Genomic DNA, 24,183 nt, shown 5'->3' with positions numbered 1-24,183 from the left:
CGAACATGCCTATGTTCCCGATCCCATCAACAGTACGGAAACCGCATGAGCACCGACATCAAGCGCCTCGCAACCCTCATTGCGGCTGAGATCAACGCCCGGCCCGAACAGGCGGCCGCAGCGATTGGCCTGCTCGACGAGGGTGCCACGGTGCCGTTCGTGGCGCGCTACCGCAAAGAAGTCACCGGCGGGCTGGATGACACCCAGTTGCGGATGCTGTCGGAGCGGCTTGGCTATCTGCGCGAACTCGATGCGCGGCGCGATACCATCCTTTCCTCGATCCGCGAACAGGGCAAGCTGACCGAGGATCTGGAAGCCAAGATCGCGGCGGCGACGACCAAGGCCGAACTGGAAGACATCTACCTGCCCTATAAGCCGAAGCGCCGCACCAAGGCCGAGATCGCCCGCGAGCGGGGGCTGGGCCTGCTGGCCGAGGCAATCCTTGCCGACCGCGCAGCGGTGCCGGGGGAACTCGCCGCCGCCTATATCACCGACGACGTGCCGGACGTGAAGGCCGCATTGGAAGGCGCGCGCGATGTCCTGGCCGAGCAGTTCGCCGAGAATGCCGACCTGATCGGCAAGCTGCGCAGCTACATGCAAGAGCGCGCCATGCTGCGCGCTCGCGTCATGGTCGGCAAGCAGGAACAGGGCGCCAAGTTCTCCGATTATTTCGACCATGTCGAGCGCTGGGCAACGGCGCCAAGCCACCGGGCGCTGGCCATGCTGCGCGGCCGCAACGAAGAGGTTCTGTCGCTCGATATCGAGGTGGACGCCGACGACGCCTCGCCGGTCAAGCCGGTAGAGCGGATGATCGCCGAGGCCTATGCTATTGGACGGCAGCTTCCGGGCGACCAGTGGCTGATGGAGGTGGCCGGCTGGACGTGGCGCATCAAGCTGTCGCTGCATTTGTCGCTCGACTTGATGCGCGACCTGCGCGAACGCGCCGAGGACGGCGCCATCCAGGTGTTCGGACGCAACCTCAAGGACCTGCTTTTAGCCGCACCTGCCGGATCGCGTGCCACCATGGGACTCGATCCCGGCATCCGCACAGGCGTCAAGGTGGCGGTGGTGGACGGCACCGGCAAGGTGGTGACGACGACGACCGTCTATCCGTTTCCGCCAAGAAACGACGTGCGCGGTACCCAGGCCGAGCTTTCGGCGCTGGTACGCAAGCACGGCGTCGAATTGATCGCCATCGGCAACGGCACCGGCAGCCGCGAAACCGAAAAGCTGGTAGCCGAGATGCTGGCCGACATGCCGGCCCCCAAGCCGACCAAGGTAATCGTCAGCGAGGCCGGGGCTTCGGTCTATTCGGCATCGGCAACTGCCGCCGCCGAATTCCCCGATCTCGACGTGTCGCTGCGCGGCGCCGTTTCCATCGCGCGGCGCTTGCAGGACCCGTTGGCTGAACTGGTCAAGATCGAGCCGAAGTCTATCGGGGTCGGCCAATACCAGCACGATGTCGACCAGTACCGGCTCGGCCGCGCGCTGGAAGCGGTGGTGGAAGATGCGGTGAATGCGGTCGGCGTCGATCTGAACACCGCTTCGGCTCCCCTGCTCGCGCGCGTGTCGGGGCTTGGCGTGTCGCTTGCCGATGCGATCGTTTCCCACCGCGACGCCAATGGCCCTTTCGCCACACGGCGGGAACTTCTCAAAGTGTCGCGGCTTGGGCCGCGCGCCTTCGAGCAAAGTGCCGGCTTCCTGCGCATTCAGGGTGGTGCCGAGCCGCTAGACGCCTCGGCCGTGCACCCGGAAGCCTATGACGTGGCCAAGAAGATCGTTGCTGCCTGCGGCCGAGATTTGCGTGCGCTGATGGGTGACAGCACCATGCTGAAGGCTCTTGATCCGCGCGTCTTTGCCGACGAGCGCTTCGGCCTCCCGACGGTGCGCGACATCATCAGCGAACTGGAAAAGCCCGGCCGCGATCCGCGCCCCGGTTTCAAGACGGCGACCTTTGCCGATGGCATCGATGACATCAAGGATCTGAAGCCCGGCATGCTTCTGGAAGGCACCGTCACCAACGTCGCCGCCTTCGGGGCGTTCGTGGATATCGGCGTGCATCAGGACGGGCTGGTGCATGTGTCGCAACTGGCCGACCGTTTCATCAAGGACGCGCATGAGATTGCGAAGGCCGGCGACGTCGTCAAGGTGCGCGTGGTCGGGGTGGACATCAAGCGCAAGCGCATCGGTCTGACGATGCGCAAGGATGGCGGCACTCCACAGGAACGGCGCGGCGGTGCGGATGCGCCGCAGAGCGCGCCAACGCGGAGCCATGACAAACCACGGATCTCCGCTCCGCCGGGCAAGCCACAAGGTGCGTTCGGCGCCGCGTTGGCCGAGGCTTTCAAGCGCAAGTAGATAGCATCGGGATCGGACCCTGGGCGATTTCCCATTGCCGAATCCGGCCCGGGCGGTAGCTTAGGCGCGGATCTCCTATTTTCTGGCGCGCTGCTTGCCGCAGCCTTTCGCGCCTTTATTCAACAGGCAAGGACAGGTCATGCAGATCGGAATGATGGGTTTGGGCAGGATGGGCGCCAACATGGTGCGGCGTCTGCTGCGGGGCGGTCATGAGTGCGTCGTCTACGACATCAACCCCGACAGCGTTGCCGCGCTGGTCAAGGAAGGTGCTGTCGGCGCATCGTCGATGCAGGACTTCGTCGACAAACTCACCGCGCCGCGCAATGTGTGGCTGATGCTGCCGGCCGCCATCACCGGCAAGATCGTCGACCAGTTGGCCGGTCTGATGGAGAAAGACGACACGCTCATCGACGGCGGCAATTCCAACTACCGCGATGCCGTAGACTTCGCGGTGAAATTGTCCACCAAGGGCCTCAACTTCGTCGATGTCGGCACCAGCGGCGGCGTGTGGGGCCTCGAACGCGGTTATTGCCTGATGATCGGAGGACCGGATGACGCCGTGCGCCATCTCGATCCAATTTTCGCGACGCTGGCACCGGGTGCCGGGGCGGGCGACAAGACTGCCGCAACGGCCTCGCGCGGCTATCTGCATTGCGGCCCGAGCGGCGCAGGCCATTTCGTCAAGATGGTGCACAACGGCATCGAGTACGGCATGATGGCGGCCTATTCCGAGGGCTTCAACATCCTCAAGGTTGCGAATGCCGGCAAGCAGGAACGAACCGCCGACGCCGAGACCACGCCGCTGGCCGAGCCGCAGTACTACCAGTTCGATATCGATGTCGCCGAAGTCGCCGAAGTCTGGCGGCACGGCAGTGTAATCGGCTCGTGGCTGCTCGACCTGACAGCCGGCGCGCTGCAGGCCGATCCCTCCCTTTCTCAATATGGTGGGCGCGTGTCCGATTCCGGCGAGGGCCGCTGGACGCTCAAGGCAGCCATCGACATGGGTGTGCCGGCTCCCGTGCTGTCGGCGGCACTGTTCGAACGCTTCTCCTCGCAAGGTCATTCCGAATTCGCCGACAAGATGCTTTCGGCCATGCGCTACGCCTTTGGCGGCCATGTCGAAAAACCGAAGAGCTGATTCAACAGCGAAGACTGTTAAAACAGCGAGCCCTGATCGCCCGTTTTTTTCGGCTTGGGCGTGGGCTTCTGTTTGGGCTGGTGGTCGGGCGCGGCAGAGCCCGATGCCGTTGCATGAGTGCTGCCGTCGGCAAAGCGCAGTTCGAGCGCTTGCCCGGACTTAACTTCCGCCGCTCGTTTGACCAGCGTTCCCGCGTCGTCAAGCACAAGGGCGTAGCCACGCTCGAGGATCGCCTGTTCGGACAGTTTCAATGTGGCAAGCAAGCGGCCTGCTTGCGTCAAGCGCGCCCGCAGGCGATCGAGACGAACGGACATAGCCTGATTGCCGCGCCGGGATACGCTCGCGAGCAGTTCCCCCTGCTGTTTCTGGCGGCGCGCGATCTGGTCCGGCACAAGGCGTGCCGCCGTGCGGGTAAAGCGCGTGCGGCGCTCTCGCACTGTTGATGAAAATCCGGCCTGAAGCCGGGCAAGATCGCGCCGGACCAAGGTACGCGCCTCGTTGACGCGCCGGTCCAGCGTTGCAGGAGAGAGCCTGAGCGCCGAGAGCCTCGCACGCTTGCGCTCGACGCCAACCTCCAGCGCGCGGCCAAGACGGTTTTCGGCCTCGTCGAAACGCCGGCGCGGCAAGGCTAGCAATTGGTCCGGCGACGGCAAGGCGCGGGCAGCGGCGCGCACGGCATTTCTGTCGCGGTCTAAGCAGCGCGACATGGAGGTGCGCAGCCTGGAGGCAAGTGCCGCCAAGGTCGCCTCCAACTCGGCCTTGACCGGAACGGCGATTTCGGCAGCGCCCGTCGGCGTCGGCGCACGCACGTCAGCGGCATAGTCGACCAGCGTCCAGTCGGTCTCGTGGCCAACCGCGGAGATGACCGGAATATGCGAGGCCGCCACGGCGCGCGACAGGGCCTCGTCGTTGAACCCCCACAGATCTTCAAGGCTGCCGCCGCCACGCGCCACGATCAGCACATCAGGCTGGCGGATCGGTCCATCGAAGGGCAGCGCGTTGAAGCCTTCGACGGCTGCGGCAACTTCGGCGCCGGCGGTTTCACCCTGCACGCGCACCGGCCAAACGATGACATGCAGCGGAAAGCGATCCTTGATGCGGTGCAGGATATCGCGGATGACCGCACCCGTCGGTGAGGTGACGACGCCGATAGTGTTGGGCATATAAGGCAGGATCTGCTTGCGCGCCGGATCGAACAGACCTTCGGCCTGCAGGCGGCGCTTGCGCTCTTCCAGCAAGGCCATCAGAGCGCCGGCGCCCGCCGGCTCCAGATTGTCGATGACGATCTGGTAATTCGACTTGCCGGGATAGGTGGTGAGCTTGCCGGTTGCGATCACTTCCATCCCCTCCTCGGGACGGAATTTCAGGCGGCTCATCGTGCCTTTCCACACCACCGCATCCAGTTTGGCGCGGTCATCCTTCAGGGCGAAATAGGCATGGCCGGAGGAATGCGGCCCGCGATAGCCGGAAATCTCGCCACGCACACGAACGTTGCCGAACACGTCCTCGACGGTGCGTTTGAGCGCGCCGGAGATTTCGCTTACCGTGTACTCGGCGGCATTGGTGCGTGATTCGGTGGCCGTTTCGCTCATGCCGCGATAGGGGCGCTTTTGACCACATCGGTCAAGGGTTCTGCCCACACATCGTTTTGCTCAATCATTCGATGAAAAGAATATGATGGACGCCCGCTGCATGCAGGCCTAGCGCTTCGCTGCCCGAGGAGAGCGTTGCATGACAATCCAGTCGCAATTGTTGCCGACACCGGCCGCCCCAAGCCGGGCCCCAAACACACGCGACCGAGCCTTCGAGCCCAGGGACTACGGGCTTTACGTGCTGACCGTCATTGCCTGGAGCGTATCGTGGTTCGCGATAAGGCTGCAGGTCGGTACGGTGTCGAACGAAGTCAACCTTGTCTGGCGCTTCGCCATCGCGACCACGCTGATGATCGCTTGGGTGGTTTTTTCAGGACGACGTATCCGCTTTCCGCTTCGCGATCATGCACGCTTCGCGGCGCTGGGCATCCTGATGTTCTCGTCGAACTTTCTGTTCTTCTACTATGGCGCCGGCTATCTGGTCAGCGGGCTTCTATCGGTGGTGTTTTCGCTGGCCTCGGTGATCAACATCATGCTTGCGGCGATTGCCCTGCGCGAACAGCCGTCGCCTCGGGTGCTGGCCAGCGGCATCCTCGGTTTTTGCGGCATCGCCTTGATGTTCGCGCCGGAGATCACCGCACATGGCCTGTCAGGCGGCACCATGATCGGGCTTGGACTCTGCATCGCCGGAACGTTGTGTTTTTGTATCGGCAACCAGATTTCCGCAGCAGGCCTGCGAAACGGCCTGCCGCTCGTTCCGATGAGCGCCTGGGGCATGGTCTACGGCACGCTATGGTCGGCGCTGCTTGCGTTGCTGCTGGGGCGCCCCTTCATCATCGAGCCGACGGTTTCTTATCTGGGCTCTTTGCTGTTTCTCGCCGTCATCTCGACCGTGATCGCATTTTCAGCCTATCTGACGCTTCTTTCACGCATTGGCCCAGCGCGCGCCGGCTACGCGACGGTGCTGTTTCCCATCTTCGCGCTGCTGGTCTCGACGGCGTTGGAGGGCTACCAGTGGAGCGGATACGCCTTCGCCGGACTTGCCTTTGTCGCGGTCGGCAATGTGCTCGTCATCAGAACCGGCAAACCGTAGCGCAAAAACCTGCCCCGGCCTCACCAGCCGGGGAGAACCTGGTTAGGCCTCGTCCGCTTCATCCTGGTGAAGGGGAGCGATGCGAAATCGAAGCTGCCTGCCTCCTCGTTGGTCGGGACGCTGATATTGTCGAGGCTCTCAGCAATGTGGCGAGCCAGCGCATCGACAATCTCCGGCTGGTCGGTCTGGCCGCGCATGATGCCGATGCGGCAATCAGGCAGCGTGCCGAAGCCGTCCGCTTCGCTCAGCACGCGCATGCCGGGACGCAAGGCGCATTCCGGCAAGACCGAAATCGCCAGGCCGGACAGCACCGCGGCGGCAATGACGGTGGCCGAGAAGCTGGTGAACAGGATGCGGTAGTCGCGGTTCATGCCGTCGAGAACATCGCAGGCAGCGCGCCGCCAAATGCAGTTCGGGCGACCGAAAGCCATCGGCAGGACTTCCTGCTCGTGCGTGGCGTGGTTGACCGAACTTACCCACAAAAGCGGCTCGCGCCGCACCACTTCGGATTGGCCGCGCGCGTCATTGTGGGTGACCAGAGCGATGTCGAGATTGCCGCGCTTGATGTGCTCGACCAGCCCCGGCGTCGGTTCGCAAATGACGGTCAGCTCGACACGAGGATTGGAGCGGGCGAAGCGGGCCATGATCTCCGGTAGGAAGCGGTCCGCATAATCGTCGGGAGTGCCGATGCGGATGGTGCCTTCCAGGCGGCGGTCGTCAAACGCGGCGAGCGTTTCGCGGTTGAGAAAGATCAGCCGGCGCGCATAGGCGAGCAGCTTTTCACCCTCCTCGGTCAGCTTGTTGGTGCGGCCGTCCTTTTCGAACAGCGGCTTGCCGATACGCTCCTCAAGTCGGCGCATCTGCATTGATACCGCCGACTGGGTGCGGTGCACCTCCTCAGCCGCGCGGGTGAAGCTGCCTGTGTCGGCAATCGAGATGAATGTCTGCAACTGGTCGAGATCAAGTGGCGCTTTCATCGTCGAACCCATCATTGTGGTTGATGATAAAGATTAAAAACATTCGTTGGATTAATCAATCGCTCGATGGCAAATTGATAGCGTCCACATGAAGGCATGTGAATCGAACCGACGCATGGCGACCTCCCGCGCCATGCGGTCGGGTTCGTATGTCCGACCCCCAAGGAGACCGAGATGATCGCCTATGATTTCGCCGCCGAAGCTTCACGCATTTCCACGCGTCCGGCCGTTGCGACGCGCGTGGCTGGGGCTCTCATCAATTTCTATAAGGCCTGGAAAAACCGCCGCGCCTTTTATCGTCTTGGCGAGATGTCCGACGCCGAACTCGCCGATATCGGACTTACCCGTGCCGATCTCCATGTCGCCATCGACACTCCGTTCGGCACCGACCCGACCGCAAAGCTGAGAGCAATTACTTCCGACCGCTTCGAGACGGTCGAAGGCTTGGCCCGCGAGGTCGCCTGACGGCTCGCGCCCAACGGATGTGGCGATCCCACCGCAGGCTCCCCCTGCCGGTTCCCTCCGGCTGCCTGCATCCTTGTCCGGCCCCCATGCGGGGCCGGGCATTTTTGTCTCAACACCTGTCTTTTCGACGTCTATCTGTTCCGATCCATGCCACGCAGGAACTGGTCGAAGACCGATTCGACGCCCTTCTGGTAGTCGTCGCGCTGCTGGCGTCCGGTTTCGAACATCTGGCCGAAAACATCATCGTAGGGATTCTTCTTTGCCTGTTCCTGGGGCGAGGCGCGCCGTTGCGGTTCGGCTTGCTGGGCCGGTTGGCCGCCGCCGAACATGTCTTGCAGCACCTTGCCCCACGGATTGTCACCAAGCGGGTTTTGTGGCTGTTCCGCACGGCCTTGCGGTGTGCCCTGCACACCACCGCCGAACATGTCCTGCAACACCTTGCCGAACGGCGTATCGCCGAGGGGATTGTTGCCGAACGGGTTGTTGCCCTGTTGCGAAGGTTGCGCACGCTCTTGCGGGGCCGCCTGCCCGCTACCACCCATGCCGCCACCAAGGCCACCGGACTGCTTCATCATTTCCTCAATGATCTGGCCGAGAGGGTTGTTGCCGCCGCCGAAGCCGCCCGCCTGCATCTGATTGGTCGATTGCTTGAACAGGCCACCCATGACCATGGAGGCTATGACCGGCAACATCTGCTGCAATACCTGCTGGCCAATGCCGGTGGCTTGCGCCGCCTGCGCTGCGATGGCGCGCGACAAGTCCTTCGAGCCGAACAGATGACCCAGAATGCCGTTTCCTTCGTCGACGCCCTGTGGCGAGAACGCCCGGCTGGCATCCTCGAAATACTTCGCATGCTGGCCACTCGCCATCGCGTTGAGGAAGCCGCCAAGGCCATAGGGATCGGAGGTATTGCGCTTCAGGCCCTGCGAGAAGGCAGGCAACAGGGACTCGACCGCAAGGTCGGCCTGCTGGCGTGAAAGATTGAACTGCCGGGCCAGGATATCCATGCCCTGGCCGTTCTGAGCCTGGGTCAGCATGTCGAACAGGTTCAGCATGTCCGTCTCCTCGAAAACTTCGCCGGAGACGAAAGCTAGAGGTTTTCCCGTCCCTGTTGAAGCGATTTCCACCGGAGCGCGAACTTAATTCGTCGCTGCGACCTAGGACCCTAGTAGGCGTACTCGAGGAAGACCGGCTCGATCGAACCGCCCCAGCGGGTGTGGTAGGCGGACAACATTTCCTCCGCACTGGTAGTGCCGCGACTCACCACCTCATCCAGCGTATGCAGGAAGGAGGTCTCGTCGTAGCCGTCACGGTTGAGCTTTTTCCGGTTCTTCAGGCCGAGCCGCGACAGGGCAAGCACCTCGCGGGCGAGGTCGCGCAATGTCGCGTTGCGGAAGGGTGCCGAGATGCCCATTTCCGGCACGGCGTCGCGCATGGCCAGCACTTCCTGATAGGTCCAGCTTGCGGTCAGGTTCTCAACCGCATCAAGCGCTTCCTCGTCGTAGAGCAGGCCGACCCAGAAGGCCGGCAGCGCGCAGATGCGCCGCCACGGCCCGCCGTCGGCGCCGCGCATTTCAAGGAAACGCTTCAGCCGCACATCGGGAAACAGGGTCGACAGATGGTTCGCCCAGTCGCCCATGGTCGGCATGCCGTCCGAGATTTCGTTGCGGGCTGCTCCAGCCATGAACTGGCGGAAAGTGACATGCGTCATGTCGTGGTACTGGTCGTCGCGGATGACGAAATACATCGGGGCGTCGAGCGCCCATTCGACATAGTCAGAAAAGCCGAAATCGGGCGAAAAGCAGAATTCGAGCATGCCGGCGCGCTGGTTGTCGGTGTCGCGCCAGATGTCGCCGCGCCAGCTTTGCAGCCCGTTTGGCTTGCCGTTGGTGAAGGGGGAATTGGCAAACAGCGCCGTCGACAAGGGTTGCAGCTTCAGCGACACCTGCATCTTGCGGCGCATGTCCCGCTCGCTCTCGAAGTCGAGATTCACCTGGATGGTGCAGGTGCGGTACATCATGTCGAGGCCCTTGGTGCCGACCTTGGGCATGTAGCGCGTCATGATATCATAGCGCGACTTGGGCATTTTCGGCGTCTCGCCAAGCGTCCACTTCGGGCTGCCGCCAAGACCGAGAAAGCGAATGCCAAGCGGCTCGGCGATTTCGCGTACCTGAGCCAGATGGGCGTTACCCTCGCGGCAGGTCTGGTGGATGTTTTCCACCGGCGCGCCCGACAGTTCGAACTGGCCGCCCGGCTCCAGCGAGATCGCACCCTGCCCGGTCGGCTCGACCAGACCGATGATGCGGCCAGCGTCGATGATGGGGTCCCAGCCGAGTTGCTCCCGCATACTTTCGAGAATGGTGCGGATGCCGCGCTCACCGCCATAGGGTACAGGCGCGTTGCCGTCGACATAGAACGGAAACTTCTCGTGCTCGGTGCCGATGCGCCACTTCTCGCGCGGCTTGCAGCCGGCGGCCAGATAGGCAACGAGTTCGTCAATGCCCTCTATCGGCCTGAAATCGGTGGTGTCGCGCGCCATGAAAACCTCTTTTGGAGCGATCGGGAAAATCGCCGGGCTACTTGGACGATATGTCGGTAGCCGATCAAGCAAAAACTATTAAGCGTCTCCTCAAGGAAATTTCACTCAGGTCCCGCCCGGCAAGCCTGCGCCGCATACGCTAATGGGCTGCTGCGCCCAGTCGTTGTGCCCAGTCAAACAGTTTCGTGGCGTGGGAACCATACAGGGGCCGTCGGCATTTCACGGATTATCTCATACATGCGACACTTTCAGTCGCGTCCCCATGGGAACTTATATCGTCGCGCTTGATGCAGGCGCGACTGGCACTGGCGGGAAGGGCTAGAAATGGCTGCTGTGGACGATGTGCGTAACAGGCCGGCGCGGGTTGCTGCTTCTTCCAGCGAAGATGCCGACATGGTGCGGCCCGCCATTCCGACCGCGTTCACCTTGGTGGGCGTCACCGCTGTCCTTTACCTCGGACGAGAGGTGTTCCTGCCCCTTGCCGTCGCCTTCCTTTTGACATTCGCGCTGGCGCCGATGGTTTCGGCGATGCGGAAACGGTCGCTACCGAAGCTGCCTGCGGTCATCATCACGGTGGCGCTGGCGTTCATGGCGATCGGGCTGTTTTCCTTCTTGGTCGCCACGCAAGTGAGCACCCTTGCCCAGAACATCCCCACCTATCAGTACAATATTCTGGAGAAGGTGCGTTCGCTGAAGGAAATGGGCGCCAATGGCGGCATCATCGAACGGCTGAGCGGAGCCGTCGAGCGCGTCGGCGCCGAGTTGGAGAAGGGCACCCGGCAGACCAGCACGCCGACGCCCGAGGCTGAACCGCGCGAACCCTTGCCGGTCGAAATCGTGACGCGGCAAACGACCATCGATACGCTGAAGAACGTGATCGTGCCGTTGGCGAGCCCGTTTGCAACGGCTGGCCTGATCATCGTGGTCGTCATCTTCATGCTGCTGGAACGGGAGGACCTGCGCGACCGCTTCATCCGCCTCGTCGGCTACAGCGACCTTCACCGCACCACCGAAGCGCTGCAGGATGCGGGCAAGAGGGTGGGGCGCTATCTGCTCATGCAGTTGGTGGTCAACACCAGCTACGCGATCCCCATCACCATCGGCCTGTGGCTGATCGGCATTCCCAATGCGCTGTTGTGGGGCATGCTGGCGCTCGTCCTGCGCTTCGTACCCTATATCGGACCGGCCATCGCCATGCTTTTGCCGCTGCTTCTGGCGCTGGCCATTGCGCCCGGCTGGTCGCTGGTGCTTTGGACCGCGGCGCTGTTCATCCTCATGGAACTGGTCAGTAACAATATCGTGGAGCCGTGGCTTTACGGTTCGCGTACCGGCCTGTCGCCGCTGGCAATCATCGTCGCGGCGATTTTCTGGACATGGCTGTGGGGGCCGCTCGGTCTCGTTTTGTCGACGCCCTTGACCGTCTGCCTGGTGGTTTTGGGCCGGCATGTGCCGCAATTCGCTTTCCTCGACGTGCTTTTGGGCAATGAGCCGGTGCTGGAGCCGCACACACGGCTTTACCAACGCCTGCTTGCCGGCGACCCGGACGAAGCAACCGACAACGCCGAGGAATTCCTCGAGGAGCGCTATCTGGTCGACTATTACGACAGGATCGGCATTCCAGCCTTGCTGCTCGGTGAGCAGGACCGCCAGCGCGGCGTCATGTCTGACGAGCAGCGTCGCAAGCTTGCAGCCAGCGCGCAGGCGCTCGTTTCCAATCTGGACGAGGTGGCTCAGGAAGAAGAGGACGAGGAAGAAGAAGACGCGGACGGCAAGCAAGAACCAGGACCCGCAAATGGAGCGACAGAGGAGATCGACACGCCCGACCTGCCGGACGGGGACGGCAAGACCCTGCTTTGCCTTGGCGGACGCGGCGAGATCGACGATGCCGCCGCCGCCATGCTGGCTCAGATCCTGGAAGTCCAGGGGGCAGCGGCCAAGACGGCAAGCCATCTGGCACTGGAGTCCGGCAATATCGGCCTGCTCGACCTAAAGGGGGTCGATGCCGCCGTCGTCGCTTTCCTCAATTCGAGGTCGGCGGCACACGCCCGCTATGCCGTACGCCGCCTGAAGCGTGCCAAGCCCGGCCTGCGCGTCGGCATCTTGCTTCCCAAGCCGGAAGACGACGACAGTGCGCCGATGAAAGCGGATGCGGTCAACGCCGACTTCGTGGCGGAATCGATTGCTGAAGCTGTGATTTCAGGCCTAGCCGACCAAAAGGCGGTGCCTTTGAAGGCAACTACGGGCCGCTTGTCGCGCAAGAGAACGCGGCCGAAGGCAGCGGCTACGGCGAAAGCATAGAGCCCTTTCACCAGTCGCCGATGCTTGCCTGTATGACAGCCAAAGCGGCAACGGCAGCCGTGTCGGCGCGCAGGATGCGAGGCCCCAGCGGAATCGGCGTGACAAAGGGCAAGGCCCTCAGCATTCTGCGCTCCTCCTCCGAAAAGCCGCCCTCCGGCCCGACCAGAAGGGCGAACTTACGCTCCGCGATTGCCTGCAAGGCCTGCATCGGATTGTTAGTCGCGGCATCTTCATCGCAGAAGATCAGCCTGCGACCGCTATCCCAGTTTGCCAGCACACGGTCGAGCTTTTCGGCTTCCTGCACCTTAGGGATAGCGAGGATGCCGCACTGCTCGGCCGCCTCGACGACGTTTGCCCTGAGCCGGTCGATGCCGAGCTTGGGCACCTGTGTGTGCTGGGTGACGACCGGCTGGAGGACGCCCGCCCCCATCTCGACCGCCTTCTGCACGAGATAGTCGAGGCGGCCCTGCTTCAGCGGTGCAAAGCAATAGACAAGGTCGGGTAGCGGCGGCTGCGGCCGCTGCAAGGCGCCGACTGCCAGGCGCACCGTCTTCTTGCCCTTGGCTGCGACCGACGCCGACCATTCGCCGTCGCGCCCGTTGAACAGCAGTATTTCCGCGCCCTCGCCAAGGCGCAGCACATGGGAGAGATAGTGGCTTTGCTGCGGATCGGCCTCGAACTCGGCTCCCGCAGAAAGGTCGTTTGGTACGAACAGGCGTTGCAGTCGATAATTGGCGCGCATGGCCGAGACATGCGGCAGCACAATGAAGGCGTCAAGTCGGGGCCGTCGGATGCCAGACGGGGAGATAGCCGTTTTGCAGGACGGCCAATGTCGTCGCCGGCGTGACCAGATGCAGCGGACGATCGCCAAAACCGATAAAATCGACTGGATCGACATAGCCGGCGAATGTCCAGCGCAGAGCCAAGCCGCCGCGCAAGACATAGCAGCCACAACCGTCGCTCACCATCGCGCCGTCCGGCAGGCCGGCAAGTTCGGCGGTGGTCGTCGGTACCGGTTTGCCGCCCGATGCCAGCCGCTCCCTGTGCAGACGCTCGTCAAGTTGCGGAGCGCGCGGCTCTGCAACGCCGAACGCCTCGCCGAAACGGCAGACGAAATCCTTTGCCCGCTCGCGTTGGCAGAAGAAACAGGGCCGGTGGCCGGCGGCGAGTGCTGTGACCTCGTCGAGGAAGAACAGTTCGGTCCAGCCGGGTTTGCCGCCGGCGCGGTTGCGGCCCATGGGCACGCGGCGCACATTGCGGAATTCGCAGACGCAGATGATCCAGGCCTTGAGCGCCCAGCGCTTCTTCAACAGCGTCCTGGTGTCGGGTTCATGGATGATGCCACGATTGCCGGTGAACAGCCCGCGCTCGGGAACGGCATGGATCGAGCCGAACGGGTCGACCCGGTTCTGCAGTGGCATAGTGTTTTCCCGATTTCTCCACCCAGCCTGTTGTTGGCTGATCCGCTTCCGCCATGATATCGCAAGCGCTGGCTTTGTCATTGCGTTGCTGGTGGGTGGATTTCAATGCGGGTACTGGTCGTCGAGAATTACAATAATACGAGCCTCGGCCAGGTCGGCGCCGCTATTGCCGAAGTCGGCGGCGAAATCGACCTGTGCAAGCCTTATTGCGGAGACGCACTGCCCGTGGACGCCAGCAAACACAACGCATTGGTGGTTCTGGGTGGCGGCCAAAATGCCCTGGCAGACAATGCCTATCCCTATTTTCCAGCACTGCTCGATCTGATCCGCGACTTCGAAGCCAGGGATCGCGCGGTGCTCGGCATCTGCCTTGGCAGCCAACTGATCGCGCGCGCCTTCGGCGGGCACAACAGGATTGGCGGGTCGACGGAATTCGGCTGGCAAGAAGTGTCGCTAACTGAGGATGCAAGCGAAGATGGCGTGCTGTGTGACCTGCCGGACAGATTCCCGACCTTCCAGTGGCATGACGACACATTTTCGATGCCGCTCGATGCGGTGCGACTGGCCGGCAGCGCGGTTACCGGTAACCAGGCGTTCCGCATCGGCCGCGCCACTTACGGCTTCCAGTTCCATTTCGAGGCGGACCGGCCGATGGTGAGGCAGTGGAGCGAAAGCTTCGCGGAGTCGATCGCGGCGCGGCAGCCAAACTGGGCCAGCCGGCTGGAGGACCAGATGGCTCAACACGGCCCGCAAGCGGACGCGGCAGGGTTGACGATCGCGCGCGCCTGGGTTGCCAAGATCTGACGTCACCCCAGGGCGATCCGGCGTGACAATTTTGGCACGCCGTCCGGAATCCGCTGTGGATTGAAATTTTCTACCTTGGCTTGTGTCCTTCTGTGCCGCTAGAAGCCCGCCCGGCGTCGCTACTGGAGTGGCGATGCCCCTGTCACCATTCAGCAACACACAGCCGGAATGTGGTGGCCGGAAGCTTCCAGTCACGAAACCTTTCATAAAATTTCGCGTTTCAACGCAACGGTAACCGTGTCCATGCAAGACCTTCAGAAGGCTAAACCTGAGATGACATCCGTGAAAGCAGCCCTTCTGACGTTCGCCATGCTGTCGGCCATCGTGTTCGGCGGCCTTGGTATCTACGCCGCAGACGCAGCCAACGACCACAATGCCATCGACGGCTATGGCGTGACCGCCACGCTGCGCTGAGCAACACCTGCTTCCGTTGCCACCAGGATGCGTTTTGACACGCCCTCAACGGCGAGAGCGCTGAGCCTTCCCGTATAGTATGCACCGGTATCGAGATTGACGCGGTTGGCCTTTACATCGGCTTCCGCCACCGGCGTGTGCCCATGCACGACCACCTTGGGGTAAAGCCCGGTATGCGCATGGAATTCGCCACGTATCCACATCAGATCGAAGTCCAGTTGGTCGGCAAACGGAATGCCGGGCCTGATACCGGCATGGCAAAAGAAGAAATCGCCGAACTGGAGCGAATGAGGCAACGAGCGCAGCAGATCGAGATGCGTGGACGGCACGGCGCTAACGAGCGCCGCATGGCCCTCATGCAGGCTTCGCCCCGCACTTCTTAGAAACCCCTTCCGCTGTAGATTCACGCCATAAGATCGCGCCGTCTCGACACCACCATTGGTCATGAACAGGCCGTAAGGATCGGGCCGCTCGATGAAATCGAGAAAGCCGACATCGTGATTGCCGGTGAGCATGAGGTGGCGCGGCTCGCGCGCGTGGGCCGCCATCAAGAAATCGAGCACGCCTTTGGAGGCCGGACCCCGGTCGACATAGTCGCCCAGGTGGACAATGCGCCAGTCGGCCGGCCTGTCCGCAGCGAGTTCCGCAGCGATGTGGCGATGCATGGCTTCCAGCAGGTCAAGCCGTCCGTGGATGTCGCCGATCGCATAGAGCCGCATGCCTTGCGGCGCACTTGCCTCGTTGAAGTGGATGCCGGTTTCCGCCACGCGTACCCTTTGCCTGTTACCGATAAAGCAAATCCTGGCCGGCATCCTTTATGTCGCGCTTTCCGCAAAGCGCCAATGTCGTATCCAGTTCCTTGCGGATGATTTCCAGTGCGCTGGTGACGCCCTGCTTGCCGCCAGCGCCAAGGCCATACAGGAACGGACGGCCGATGAAAGTGCCCTTGGCTCCTAGGCAAAGCGCCTTGAGCACGTCCTGGCCGGAGCGGATGCCGCCGTCCATGAACACCTCGACCTTGTCACCGACGGCTCCGGCGATGTCTTCAAGCACCGAAATGGAGGACGGCGCTCCGTCGAGCTGACGTCCGCCATGATTGGACACGATGATGGCATCGGCACCGGTCTTGGCCGCCATGACTGCGTCTTCCCTGTCTAGAACGCCCTTCAGGATCAGCTTGCCGCCCCAGCGCTGCTTGATCCATTCCACATCATTCCACGACAGTTGCGGATCAAACTGCTCGCTGGTCCAGGACGACAGCGAGGCAAGATCTCCGACACCCTTGGCGTGGCCGACGATGTTGCGGAAGGTACGCCGCTGCGTGCCCAGCATGCGCAGACACCAGGCGGGGCGCGTCGCCATCTGCCAGATATGCTTGGGGGTGAACTTGGGCGGCGCCGACAGACCGTTGCGCAAGTCCTTGTGCCGCTGGCCAAGGATTTGCAAGTCCAGCGTCAGCACCAGCGCCGAGCACTTGGCCGCTTTGGCGCGGTCGATCAGATTGTAGACGAAGTCCCTGTCACGCATGACGTAAAGTTGGAACCAGAACGGCTTTTTTGTCACCGAAGCGACGTCCTCGATGGAACAGATGCTCATGGTCGACAGCGTGAACGGCACGCCGAACTCCTCCGCCGCCTGGGCCGCCAGCATCTCGCCGTCGGCGTGCTGCATGCCGGTAAGGCCGGTCGGGGCCAGTGCGACCGGCATGGATACTTTCTCGCCCAGCATGGTGGATTCGAGCGAACGGTTGGTCATGTCGACCAAAACGCGCTGGCGCAGCTTGATTTTGCTAAAATCCTCCTCGTTGGCACGATAGGTGCTCTCGGTCCAGGCGCCGGAGTCGGCATAGTCGAAGAACATCTTCGGCACCCGCCGGCGCGCGCGCTGTTTGAGGTCTTCAATTGTAAGGACTTCGCCCATGGATATTCCAATCGAGAATGCGGCAGTTGTGGTTGATAATAGGCTGTCGACCCGTCAGGTGTCGCCGGCATCGGCGCGTTGCCGCAGCCGCAACCGCGACACGCGCTGCCAATCGCCATGGCGCTCGGCCTCAGCGGTGGCGCGCTCGACGTAAGTGATATGGTCCATCGCTGCCTTGCGCGCGGCAACGGGATCGCCGGCTCTGACCGCGTCATGGATGGCATGATGCTGTGCCAACAGGTGTTCGCGCGCACCGGGCAGCGCGAAAACCGTCAACCTGTTCTGGAACACATCTTCCGACAAGAGCCGGTAACAGGAGCGCAGCGTGTGCAAGAGGATGATGTTGTGCGCGCATTCGCCGACCGCGTGATGGAATTCGACATCGACCTCGGCTTCGTCGACGAAGTCGCCGCTGCGATGCGCCTCATCCATGCGTGCGATGATGGTGTCGAGAAGAGCGAGGTCGTCGGCGGTCGCGCGCCGCGCCGCGTATTCGGCCGCCACCCCCTCGATCTCGCGACGATATTCTAGGTAGTCCGAAGCCGCCTTGCGGTGGCTGGAGATCAATTCAACTACGGGCTTGGAAAATATCTGCCCGATGATGTCCGCGACATGGGTGCCGCCGCCATGACGCGTGACGAGAAGTCCGCGCGCCTCGAGAAGCTTGAGGGCTTCACGCAAGATCGGCCGCGACACCTCGAATTGCTTGGCGAGTTCGCGTTCTCCCGGCAAACGGTCACCGGTGCGCAGCACGCCTTCCAGAATAAGCACCTCGATCTGCTGCACGACCTCGTCGGCGGTGCGCGAATGCTCGATCCTGGAGAAAATGTCCGTCAACGCAGTGCCCAACAAAAGAGCTTAGGTTGCCCAGCATAAAAGCAATGGCCTGAACTGGTCAAAGAATTTATCCAATCGGCCCCTAACTGCCGATCTTGCGCCCCCGGCCGTTCGCTCGCCTGGCTTAACTTGGCGTTTGCGTCGGAAGGGGAATGGCACTAGAGGGACGCGTTGCACGCAAGTTTTCGGGGATCAGCCGTGTCTGACGAGCCGTCGAATCTCGAATTCAAGCCGCGCCCGACAGGCAGCGTCATGGGTTTCCCGGCGCATGAAGGCCGGCCCGGAGCGCTGGGCGAGGTGCATTCACGCCCCCACCCGCTGGTCGTCAAGCCACGCGTGCTTTTGCAGCTTTCCTTCATGACCGAGGGCGGGTCCAGCGTCGATCATGCGGTGCTGTCGGAACTGTCGCGCCGACTCGGCATCGCGGCACCCGACCGCCAAGCCCGCCATCACGCGATGAATTGGGGCAAAGGCACGCTGCGCTGGGAGCGCCACACGGAGTTCTCGACCTATCTGTGGGAAGGTCCGCTGTCCGAGAACGGCAAGGCCCAGGAAGATTCGCCCTTCGGCCACGGCTTTTCTCCGCCCGGAACAGTGATTTCAGGCATAAGGTTGGAAATCCGCAAATGGACTGCGGCAAGTGAAAAGCTGATCGCCGGCTTCGATCCCACCAGCCTGTGCTATTCGCTGGTCGAGCGCGGCAATGCGGCAATCGTCACTGATTTCCGTCAGGACGGCGACGGCCTCACCCGCATCCTGGTGCTGGATCGCGGCCTGACGCCCGCCAGGACCGGTGCGCTGTCGCAACGTCTGATCGACATCGAGACGTATCGGACACTGGCCATGCTCGGCCTGCCGCTGGCGCTTTCCCTGTCCGGGCGCGTGCGCCGCATCGAAGACCGGCTGGCGGTGATCACGCGGGAGATGAGGGCTGCGGAAACGCGCGACAGCCAGACCCTTCTTGCCGACCTCACCGAACTTGCCGCCGAACTGGAAGCGGACGCCGCCTCCAGTCTCTACCGCTTCGGAGCCAGCCGCGCTTATGACGGCATCGTGCGCGAGCGGCTTGAAGCGCTGGATGAGGAAGCGGTTCCCGGCTACGACACTTGGGGCGGCTTCCTGCAGCGCCGCGTGGCACCCGCCATGCGGACCTGCCGTTCGGTGGAGGAAAGGCAGGCCAACCTGTCGCGCAAACTGACCCGCGCCACCACGCTGCTGCGCACCTGGGTCGATGTCGAGGTGGAAAAGCAGAACCGCGACCTGCTAGCCTCCATGAACAACCGCGCCCGCCTGCAGTTGCGCTTGCAACAGACGGTGGAAGGCCTCTCGGTTGCCGCCGTGTCCTACTATGTCGTCGGCCTGATCGGCTATCTCGCCAAGGGCGCTTCCATTTTCGACCATGCTTTCGCTCCGGAAGCGATTACCGCCGTATCGGTCCCGCTGACGGTGCTGCTGGTATGGTGGGCGGTGCGCCGCATCCGTCACCATCATTCCGAGCACGGCAAGCCCGCCAGCGAATAGGCCTCGCTGTACCTCGACCTGCGGCCAGCGTCAGATTGACGCTGCGGAAACTGCGAGCCAGGCGGACACCCCGTCTCCACCAAAGCACAATTTGCAAGCAGGCATTCTAACTGGTAAATGCTTTTTACCAGTATTGACGAGGACAGCCGATGACCGGCTTGGCCATGCCGAAACCCGATGCCGCGACGCTTGGCCGGCGCGCCAAGATCGTCGCCGACTTGGCACTCGTCGTGCCGGGCGAAGGTGTGGTCGATACGGTCACCGAGATGCGCGCCTTCGAGAGCGACGGGCTCACCGCCTACCGGCAATTGCCGCTGGTCGTGGTGTTACCCGAAACTGTTGCCCAGGTCTCCCGCATCCTGAAATATTGCAACGAGCACAACATCCGCGTCGTGCCGCGCGGTTCGGGCACTTCGCTGTCGGGCGGCGCGCTGCCGCTGGAAGACGCGGTGCTTCTGGTGATGAGCCGCTTCAACCGCATCCTCGAAATAGACTTCCCTAACCGCACGGTCGTCGCTCAGCCGGGCGTCACCAATCTCGGCATCACCCATGCCGTCGACCAGGAGGGCTTTTATTACGCCCCCGATCCATCCTCCCAGATCGCCTGCTCGATCGGCGGCAATGTCGCGGAGAATTCCGGCGGCGTGCACTGCCTGAAATACGGGCTGACGACCAACAATGTGCTGGGCATCGAGATGGTGCTGATGGACGGCGACGTCGTGCGTCTCGGCGGCAGGCATCTGGACCCCGAAGGCTACGACCTGCTCGGCGTGATGACCGGCTCCGAGGGCCTTTTGGGCGTCGTCACCGAGGTGACCGTGCGCATCCTGAAAAAGCCCGAGACCGCACGGGCGCTGCTGATCGGCTTTCCCACCAGCGAGCAGGGCGGCCAATGCGTGGCCGACATCATCGGCGCCGGCATCATTCCCGGCGGCATGGAGATGATGGACCGTCCGGCGATCCACGCTGCGGAGGACTTCGTCCATGCCGGCTACCCGCTCGACTGCGAAGCCCTTTTGATCGTTGAACTGGACGGGCCGGGCGTCGAGGTCGATCACCTGATCGGGCTGGTGGAGAAGATCGCTGTCGACAACGGCTCGACCACCTGCCGCATCTCGCAAAGCGAGCAGGAGCGGCTGACCTTCTGGGCGGGGCGCAAGGCGGCGTTCCCGGCGGTCGGGCGCATTTCACCGGACTATTACTGCATGGATGGCACTATTCCACGCAAGGAACTGCCCCGCGTCCTGGCCGGCATGCGCGAACTGTCCCAGCAATACGGCCTGCGCGTGGCAAACGTGTTCCATGCCGGTGACGGCAATCTGCATCCGCTGATCCTTTACGACGCCAATGTTGAGGGCGAACTGGACAAGGCCGAAGCCTTCGGAGCCGACATATTGCGCCTCTGCGTCAGGGTCGGTGGCGTATTGACCGGCGAGCATGGGGTCGGCGTCGAGAAGCGCGATCTGATGCCGGAGATGTTCAACCAAGTCGATCTCGACCAGCAGATGCGGGTCAAATGCGCTTTCGATCCCAACCATCTGCTCAACCCGGGCAAGGTATTCCCGCAATTGCGCCGCTGCGCCGAGCTCGGCCGCATGCATGTTCATCGCGGGCAGGTGGCGTTTCCCGACATTCCGAGGTTCTGAGGGATGCCCACTTTCACCCCCGCCCACGCCGAGGATGTTCTTTCCACCGTTCAGTGGGCAGCCGCCGAGGCGGCCCCGCTTGAGATCGTCGGTCACGGCTCCAAGCGCGGCATCGGCAGACCGGCACAGACCGAACATACGCTCGACCTCTCGAAACTTGTCGGTGTCACCCTGTATGAACCGGAAGAACTGGTCCTGTCGGCCAAGGCCGGCACGCCGCTTGCCGAGATCGAGGTGCTGCTGGCGGAAAACAACCAGCAGCTTGCCTTCGAACCGATGGACTACGGCCCGCTGCTTGGGCAGGCGCCGGGACGAGGCACGATCGGCGGGGTGCTGGCCACCAATTCGTCTGGACCTCGTCGCCTCAAGGCTGGGGCGGCGCGCGACCACATACTCGGTATCCATGCTGTCTCGGGGCGCGGCGAGGCCTTCAAGTCGGGCGGACGGGTGGTGAAGAACGTCACCGGCTACGACATGTCGAAGCTGATGGCCAATAGCTGGGGGACGCTGGCGGTGGCCACCGACGTCACCTTCAAGGTGCTGCCGACGGCGGAAACCGAGACCACGCTCGCCGTGCGCGGCCTGCTCGACGACAACGCGGCGGCGGCGATGGCGCTTGCTCTCGGCTCCAGCGCCGAAGTCTCCAGCGCAGCGCACCTGCCCTATCCAGCGGTGACGCGCGTCGTGGATGGAGGGCTCGGCAGCGATGCCGCGACGTTGTTGCGTGTCGAAGGCTTCGGACCATCAGTCGCCTACCGCATCGGCAAACTGAAGGACCTTTTGAAAAACGCCGGGCCGCTGGAGGAAGTCGCCGGCGCAGCCTCGCAGGCGCTATGGCGCGCCGTCCGCGACTGCATGCCTTTCGCGGATGGCAGCGAGACGCCGGTGTGGCGCGTCTCGATGGCGCCGGCCGACGGCCACCACGTGGTGATGGCGTTGCGCATGCAAGCCGCGGTCGAAGCCTTCTACGACTGGCAGGGCGGCTTGATCTGGCTTGCCATGGCGAGTGGCGATCCGGAGGCAGGTTTGGTCCGCACGCTGGTCAGGCAATTCGGCGGCGGCCATGCGACGCTGGTGCGCGCGGCACCCGCGCACCGCACGGCGGTTCCCGTATTCCAGCCGCAGCCGCCGGCGCTTGCCGCCTTGTCGGCCCGTCTCAAGGCCGAGTTCGACCCGAAGGGCATTCTCAATCCGGGCCGCATGATGCAGGCTGGCGTATCTGCTAATGTCGATGCAGCAAAAGAGGGAGCATCGACATGACCAACTCCGATCCCGGTTCACCCACGCCGCGCAAGACCGACCGCTGGCTGGAGCCAGGCCCGACCAACGCGCAGGTGATCTACTTTCTCTACCTGGCGTGCTTTGTCGTCGGCATAACGGCGATCGTCGGCGTGGTGATGGCCTATATCAATCGCGGCAAGGCCGGCGGCTTCGTCGAAAGCCATTACACATTCCTGATCCGCACCTTCTGGATCGGGCTCGCCTACGCCCTGGTCTCGGCCATCCTGATCGTCGCGGCAATCGGCGTCGTGCTGATGCTCGCCGTCGCAATCTGGATCATCGCGCGCTGCCTGATCGGATTACAGGCCTTGCAGCGCAACGAGCCGATCAAGAACCCCACAAGCTGGTTCCTCGGAACCTGAATCTGAGGCACCGCCGTGCAGACCAATTTTTCGCTCGCCCAACTGGCCGATCCGCATGTCGCGGAATCGGAGAAAATCCTGCGCGCATGCGTGCATTGCGGCTTCTGCACGGCGACCTGCCCAACCTATGTCACGCTCGGCAACGAACTCGACAGCCCGCGCGGCCGCATCTACCTGATCAAGGACATGCTGGAAGGCGGCCGGGCCGCCGACAAGGAAATCGTCACCCACATCGACCGCTGCCTGTCCTGTCTCGCCTGCATGACGACCTGCCCATCGGGCGTCCACTACATGCATCTGGTCGACCATGCCCGCGCGCATATCGAAAAGACCTATAAGCGCCCGCTGCCGGATCGGCTGACGCGCGCCGTCCTGGCCTTCGTCCTGCCCTATCCGGCGCGCTTTCGCGCCGCCCTCAAGCTGGCAAGGCTGGGCAAGCCGTTCATCGGCCTGTTCGACAAGGTCGCCGCGTTGAAGCCGCTAGGAGCGATGCTGAAGCTTGCGCCAGCAAGGGTGCCGGCACCATCCTCCATGGCGGTGCCCGGCACTCATGGCGCCAAGGGCGTGGCAAAACGCGGACGCGTCGCCATCCTCACCGGCTGCGCCCAGCCGGTGCTCGATCCCGGCATCAACGAAGCGACCATTTCGCTGCTGACGCGCCTCGGCGTCGAGGTGGCGGTGCCGCAAGGCGAAGGCTGCTGCGGGGCTCTGGTGCATCATATGGGCCGCGAGGAAGAGGCGCTGGCCTTTGCCCGCCGCAATGTCGATGCGTGGACACGCGAACTGGACAAAGGCGGGCTGGACGCCATCCTCATCACCGCCTCCGGCTGCGGCACCACGATCAAGGATTACGGCTTCATGCTGCGACTCGACCCGGCCTATGCCGACAAGGCCGCCAAGGTCTCGGCGCTGGCCAAGGACGTGACGGAATATCTCGACACGCTCGACCTGCCCGAGCCGGCGGTGAGGCCGGACCTCGTGGTTGCCTATCACTCGGCCTGTTCGATGCAGCATGGGCAAAAGATCGTCCGCCAGCCGAAAGCGCTGCTGGCCAGGGCAGGTTTCATCGTCAAGGAACCGCGCGAGGGGCATCTGTGCTGCGGTTCCGCCGGCACCTACAACATCACGCAGCCGGAGATTTCGGCGCGCCTGCGCGACCGCAAGGTCAAGAACATCAAGGCGACAGGCGCTGCCGTTGTCGCGACCGGCAATATCGGCTGCATCACCCAGATCGCGTCCGCTGCCGACATGCCCGTGGTGCACACGGTCAAGTTGCTCGACTGGGCCTATGGCGGCCCGAAGCCGGAGGGGCTGGCTGCGGACTGAGTTGATGCGGGTTTGCTTCGTCATCCTCGGGCAAACCTGAGCGTAGCGAAAGGCGCGACCCGAGGATGACGAAGAGATGGGTGTGCCTATTCATCGCCACGCTGCCTTTTCGGCCCTGGGAATCTTCTGCCCCGCCTTTAAGCTCGCTCGCTGCGCTCGTCGCTGGCGGGGACCCCGGATGGCCAGACGGC

Annotated in this window: 21 protein-coding genes; 12 read left to right on the top strand and 9 right to left on the bottom strand. The window is 63.1% G+C overall.

Going from position 1 to position 24,183, the window contains the following annotated elements; translation table 11 throughout:
• Window positions 1–45 precede the first annotated feature (45 nt).
• A complete protein-coding gene (locus ASD64_RS11280) occupies window positions 46–2,358 on the top strand; it encodes a Tex family protein (RefSeq protein ID WP_056105132.1) in 2,313 nt (770 codons plus the stop codon).
• 139 nt (window positions 2,359–2,497) lie between these two features.
• The gene (gene gnd, locus ASD64_RS11275) at window positions 2,498–3,496 is read left to right on the top strand and encodes a phosphogluconate dehydrogenase (NAD(+)-dependent, decarboxylating) (protein ID WP_056105129.1); all 999 of its coding nucleotides are present in this window, start codon (window positions 2,498–2,500) and stop codon (window positions 3,494–3,496) included.
• Between the two features lie 17 nt (window positions 3,497–3,513).
• On the opposite strand, the gene xseA is transcribed toward gnd, so the two are convergent.
• Entirely contained in the window at window positions 3,514–5,088 is a 1,575-nt protein-coding gene (xseA, locus tag ASD64_RS11270; RefSeq protein ID WP_056105127.1) for an exodeoxyribonuclease VII large subunit, read from the bottom strand.
• Window positions 5,089–5,227: 139 nt separating this feature from the next.
• Between xseA and ASD64_RS11265 the strand changes: the two genes are divergently transcribed.
• Window positions 5,228–6,181 carry a DMT family transporter gene (locus ASD64_RS11265; protein WP_056105125.1) on the top strand — a complete coding sequence of 318 codons (954 nt, stop codon included), beginning with the start codon at window positions 5,228–5,230 and terminating at the stop codon, window positions 6,179–6,181.
• Window positions 6,182–6,201: 20 nt separating this feature from the next.
• Here the strand turns inward: ASD64_RS11265 and ASD64_RS11260 are convergent, their stop codons facing one another.
• Complete coding sequence (locus ASD64_RS11260; RefSeq protein WP_056105174.1) at window positions 6,202–7,158, bottom strand: LysR substrate-binding domain-containing protein; 957 nt, start codon at window positions 7,156–7,158, stop codon at window positions 6,202–6,204.
• 174 nt (window positions 7,159–7,332) lie between these two features.
• Between ASD64_RS11260 and ASD64_RS11255 the strand changes: the two genes are divergently transcribed.
• Window positions 7,333–7,623, top strand: coding sequence for a DUF1127 domain-containing protein (locus ASD64_RS11255; protein WP_056105123.1), 291 nt, complete (start codon window positions 7,333–7,335; stop codon window positions 7,621–7,623).
• Between the two features lie 131 nt (window positions 7,624–7,754).
• Here the strand turns inward: ASD64_RS11255 and ASD64_RS11250 are convergent, their stop codons facing one another.
• Window positions 7,755–8,678 carry a DUF937 domain-containing protein gene (locus ASD64_RS11250; RefSeq protein WP_056105121.1) on the bottom strand — a complete coding sequence of 308 codons (924 nt, stop codon included), beginning with the start codon at window positions 8,676–8,678 and terminating at the stop codon, window positions 7,755–7,757.
• 110 nt (window positions 8,679–8,788) lie between these two features.
• Entirely contained in the window at window positions 8,789–10,162 is a 1,374-nt protein-coding gene (locus ASD64_RS11245; protein ID WP_056105119.1) for a glutamate--cysteine ligase, read from the bottom strand.
• 393 nt (window positions 10,163–10,555) lie between these two features.
• On the opposite strand from ASD64_RS11245, the gene ASD64_RS11240 reads away from it, so the two are divergent.
• Window positions 10,556–12,460, top strand: a complete 1,905-nt coding sequence (locus ASD64_RS11240; RefSeq protein ID WP_244480776.1) for an AI-2E family transporter — start codon at window positions 10,556–10,558, stop codon at window positions 12,458–12,460.
• A gap of 7 nt (window positions 12,461–12,467) precedes the next feature.
• On the opposite strand, the gene ASD64_RS11235 is transcribed toward ASD64_RS11240, so the two are convergent.
• Window positions 12,468–13,202: a 16S rRNA (uracil(1498)-N(3))-methyltransferase gene (locus ASD64_RS11235; RefSeq protein ID WP_056105172.1), complete on the bottom strand. Its 735-nt coding sequence runs from the start codon at window positions 13,200–13,202 to the stop codon at window positions 12,468–12,470.
• A gap of 31 nt (window positions 13,203–13,233) precedes the next feature.
• Entirely contained in the window at window positions 13,234–13,881 is a 648-nt protein-coding gene (locus tag ASD64_RS11230; RefSeq protein ID WP_056105115.1) for a hypothetical protein, read from the bottom strand.
• 105 nt (window positions 13,882–13,986) lie between these two features.
• Between ASD64_RS11230 and ASD64_RS11225 the strand changes: the two genes are divergently transcribed.
• Entirely contained in the window at window positions 13,987–14,685 is a 699-nt protein-coding gene (locus ASD64_RS11225) for a type 1 glutamine amidotransferase (protein ID WP_056105113.1), read from the top strand.
• 273 nt (window positions 14,686–14,958) lie between these two features.
• Window positions 14,959–15,099 carry a hypothetical protein gene (locus ASD64_RS11220; RefSeq protein WP_162249070.1) on the top strand — a complete coding sequence of 47 codons (141 nt, stop codon included), beginning with the start codon at window positions 14,959–14,961 and terminating at the stop codon, window positions 15,097–15,099.
• On the opposite strand, the gene ASD64_RS11215 is transcribed toward ASD64_RS11220, so the two are convergent.
• The 3 genes from ASD64_RS11215 to ASD64_RS11205 are packed head-to-tail and all read right to left on the bottom strand — an operon-like array spanning window position 15,072 to window position 17,856.
• Entirely contained in the window at window positions 15,072–15,866 is a 795-nt protein-coding gene (locus ASD64_RS11215) for a metallophosphoesterase (RefSeq protein ID WP_056105109.1), read from the bottom strand. The two genes, ASD64_RS11220 and ASD64_RS11215, sit on opposite strands and share 28 nt — an antisense overlap.
• A gap of 16 nt (window positions 15,867–15,882) precedes the next feature.
• Window positions 15,883–17,019 (bottom strand): alpha-hydroxy acid oxidase, encoded by a 1,137-nt coding sequence (locus tag ASD64_RS11210; protein ID WP_056105107.1) that lies wholly within the window; start codon window positions 17,017–17,019, stop codon window positions 15,883–15,885.
• Between the two features lie 54 nt (window positions 17,020–17,073).
• Complete coding sequence (locus ASD64_RS11205; RefSeq protein ID WP_056105170.1) at window positions 17,074–17,856, bottom strand: FCD domain-containing protein; 783 nt, start codon at window positions 17,854–17,856, stop codon at window positions 17,074–17,076.
• Window positions 17,857–18,054: 198 nt separating this feature from the next.
• On the opposite strand from ASD64_RS11205, the gene ASD64_RS11200 reads away from it, so the two are divergent.
• The 5 genes from ASD64_RS11200 to glcF all read left to right on the top strand — a co-directional run bounded on the left by ASD64_RS11200 (window position 18,055) and on the right by glcF (window position 23,992).
• Window positions 18,055–19,377, top strand: a complete 1,323-nt coding sequence (locus ASD64_RS11200; protein ID WP_056105105.1) for a DUF3422 family protein — start codon at window positions 18,055–18,057, stop codon at window positions 19,375–19,377.
• A gap of 149 nt (window positions 19,378–19,526) precedes the next feature.
• The gene (locus tag ASD64_RS11195; RefSeq protein WP_056105104.1) at window positions 19,527–21,023 is read left to right on the top strand and encodes an FAD-linked oxidase C-terminal domain-containing protein; all 1,497 of its coding nucleotides are present in this window, start codon (window positions 19,527–19,529) and stop codon (window positions 21,021–21,023) included.
• 3 nt (window positions 21,024–21,026) lie between these two features.
• Complete coding sequence (locus ASD64_RS11190) at window positions 21,027–22,283, top strand: FAD-binding protein (RefSeq protein ID WP_056105102.1); 1,257 nt, start codon at window positions 21,027–21,029, stop codon at window positions 22,281–22,283.
• Window positions 22,280–22,666 carry a DUF4870 family protein gene (locus ASD64_RS11185; RefSeq protein ID WP_056105100.1) on the top strand — a complete coding sequence of 129 codons (387 nt, stop codon included), beginning with the start codon at window positions 22,280–22,282 and terminating at the stop codon, window positions 22,664–22,666. The genes ASD64_RS11190 and ASD64_RS11185 overlap by 4 nt, the downstream gene beginning before the upstream one ends.
• Window positions 22,667–22,681: 15 nt before the next feature.
• Window positions 22,682–23,992 (top strand): glycolate oxidase subunit GlcF, encoded by a 1,311-nt coding sequence (gene glcF, locus ASD64_RS11180; RefSeq protein WP_056105097.1) that lies wholly within the window; start codon window positions 22,682–22,684, stop codon window positions 23,990–23,992.
• Window positions 23,993–24,183: the final 191 nt, after the last annotated feature.

This window comes from Mesorhizobium sp. Root157 (genome assembly GCF_001427385.1).
Taxonomy (GTDB): domain Bacteria; phylum Pseudomonadota; class Alphaproteobacteria; order Rhizobiales; family Rhizobiaceae; genus Mesorhizobium.
The sequence above is the reverse complement of the archived record's forward strand: the minus strand, read 5'-3'. Positions and strand labels throughout refer to the sequence as shown.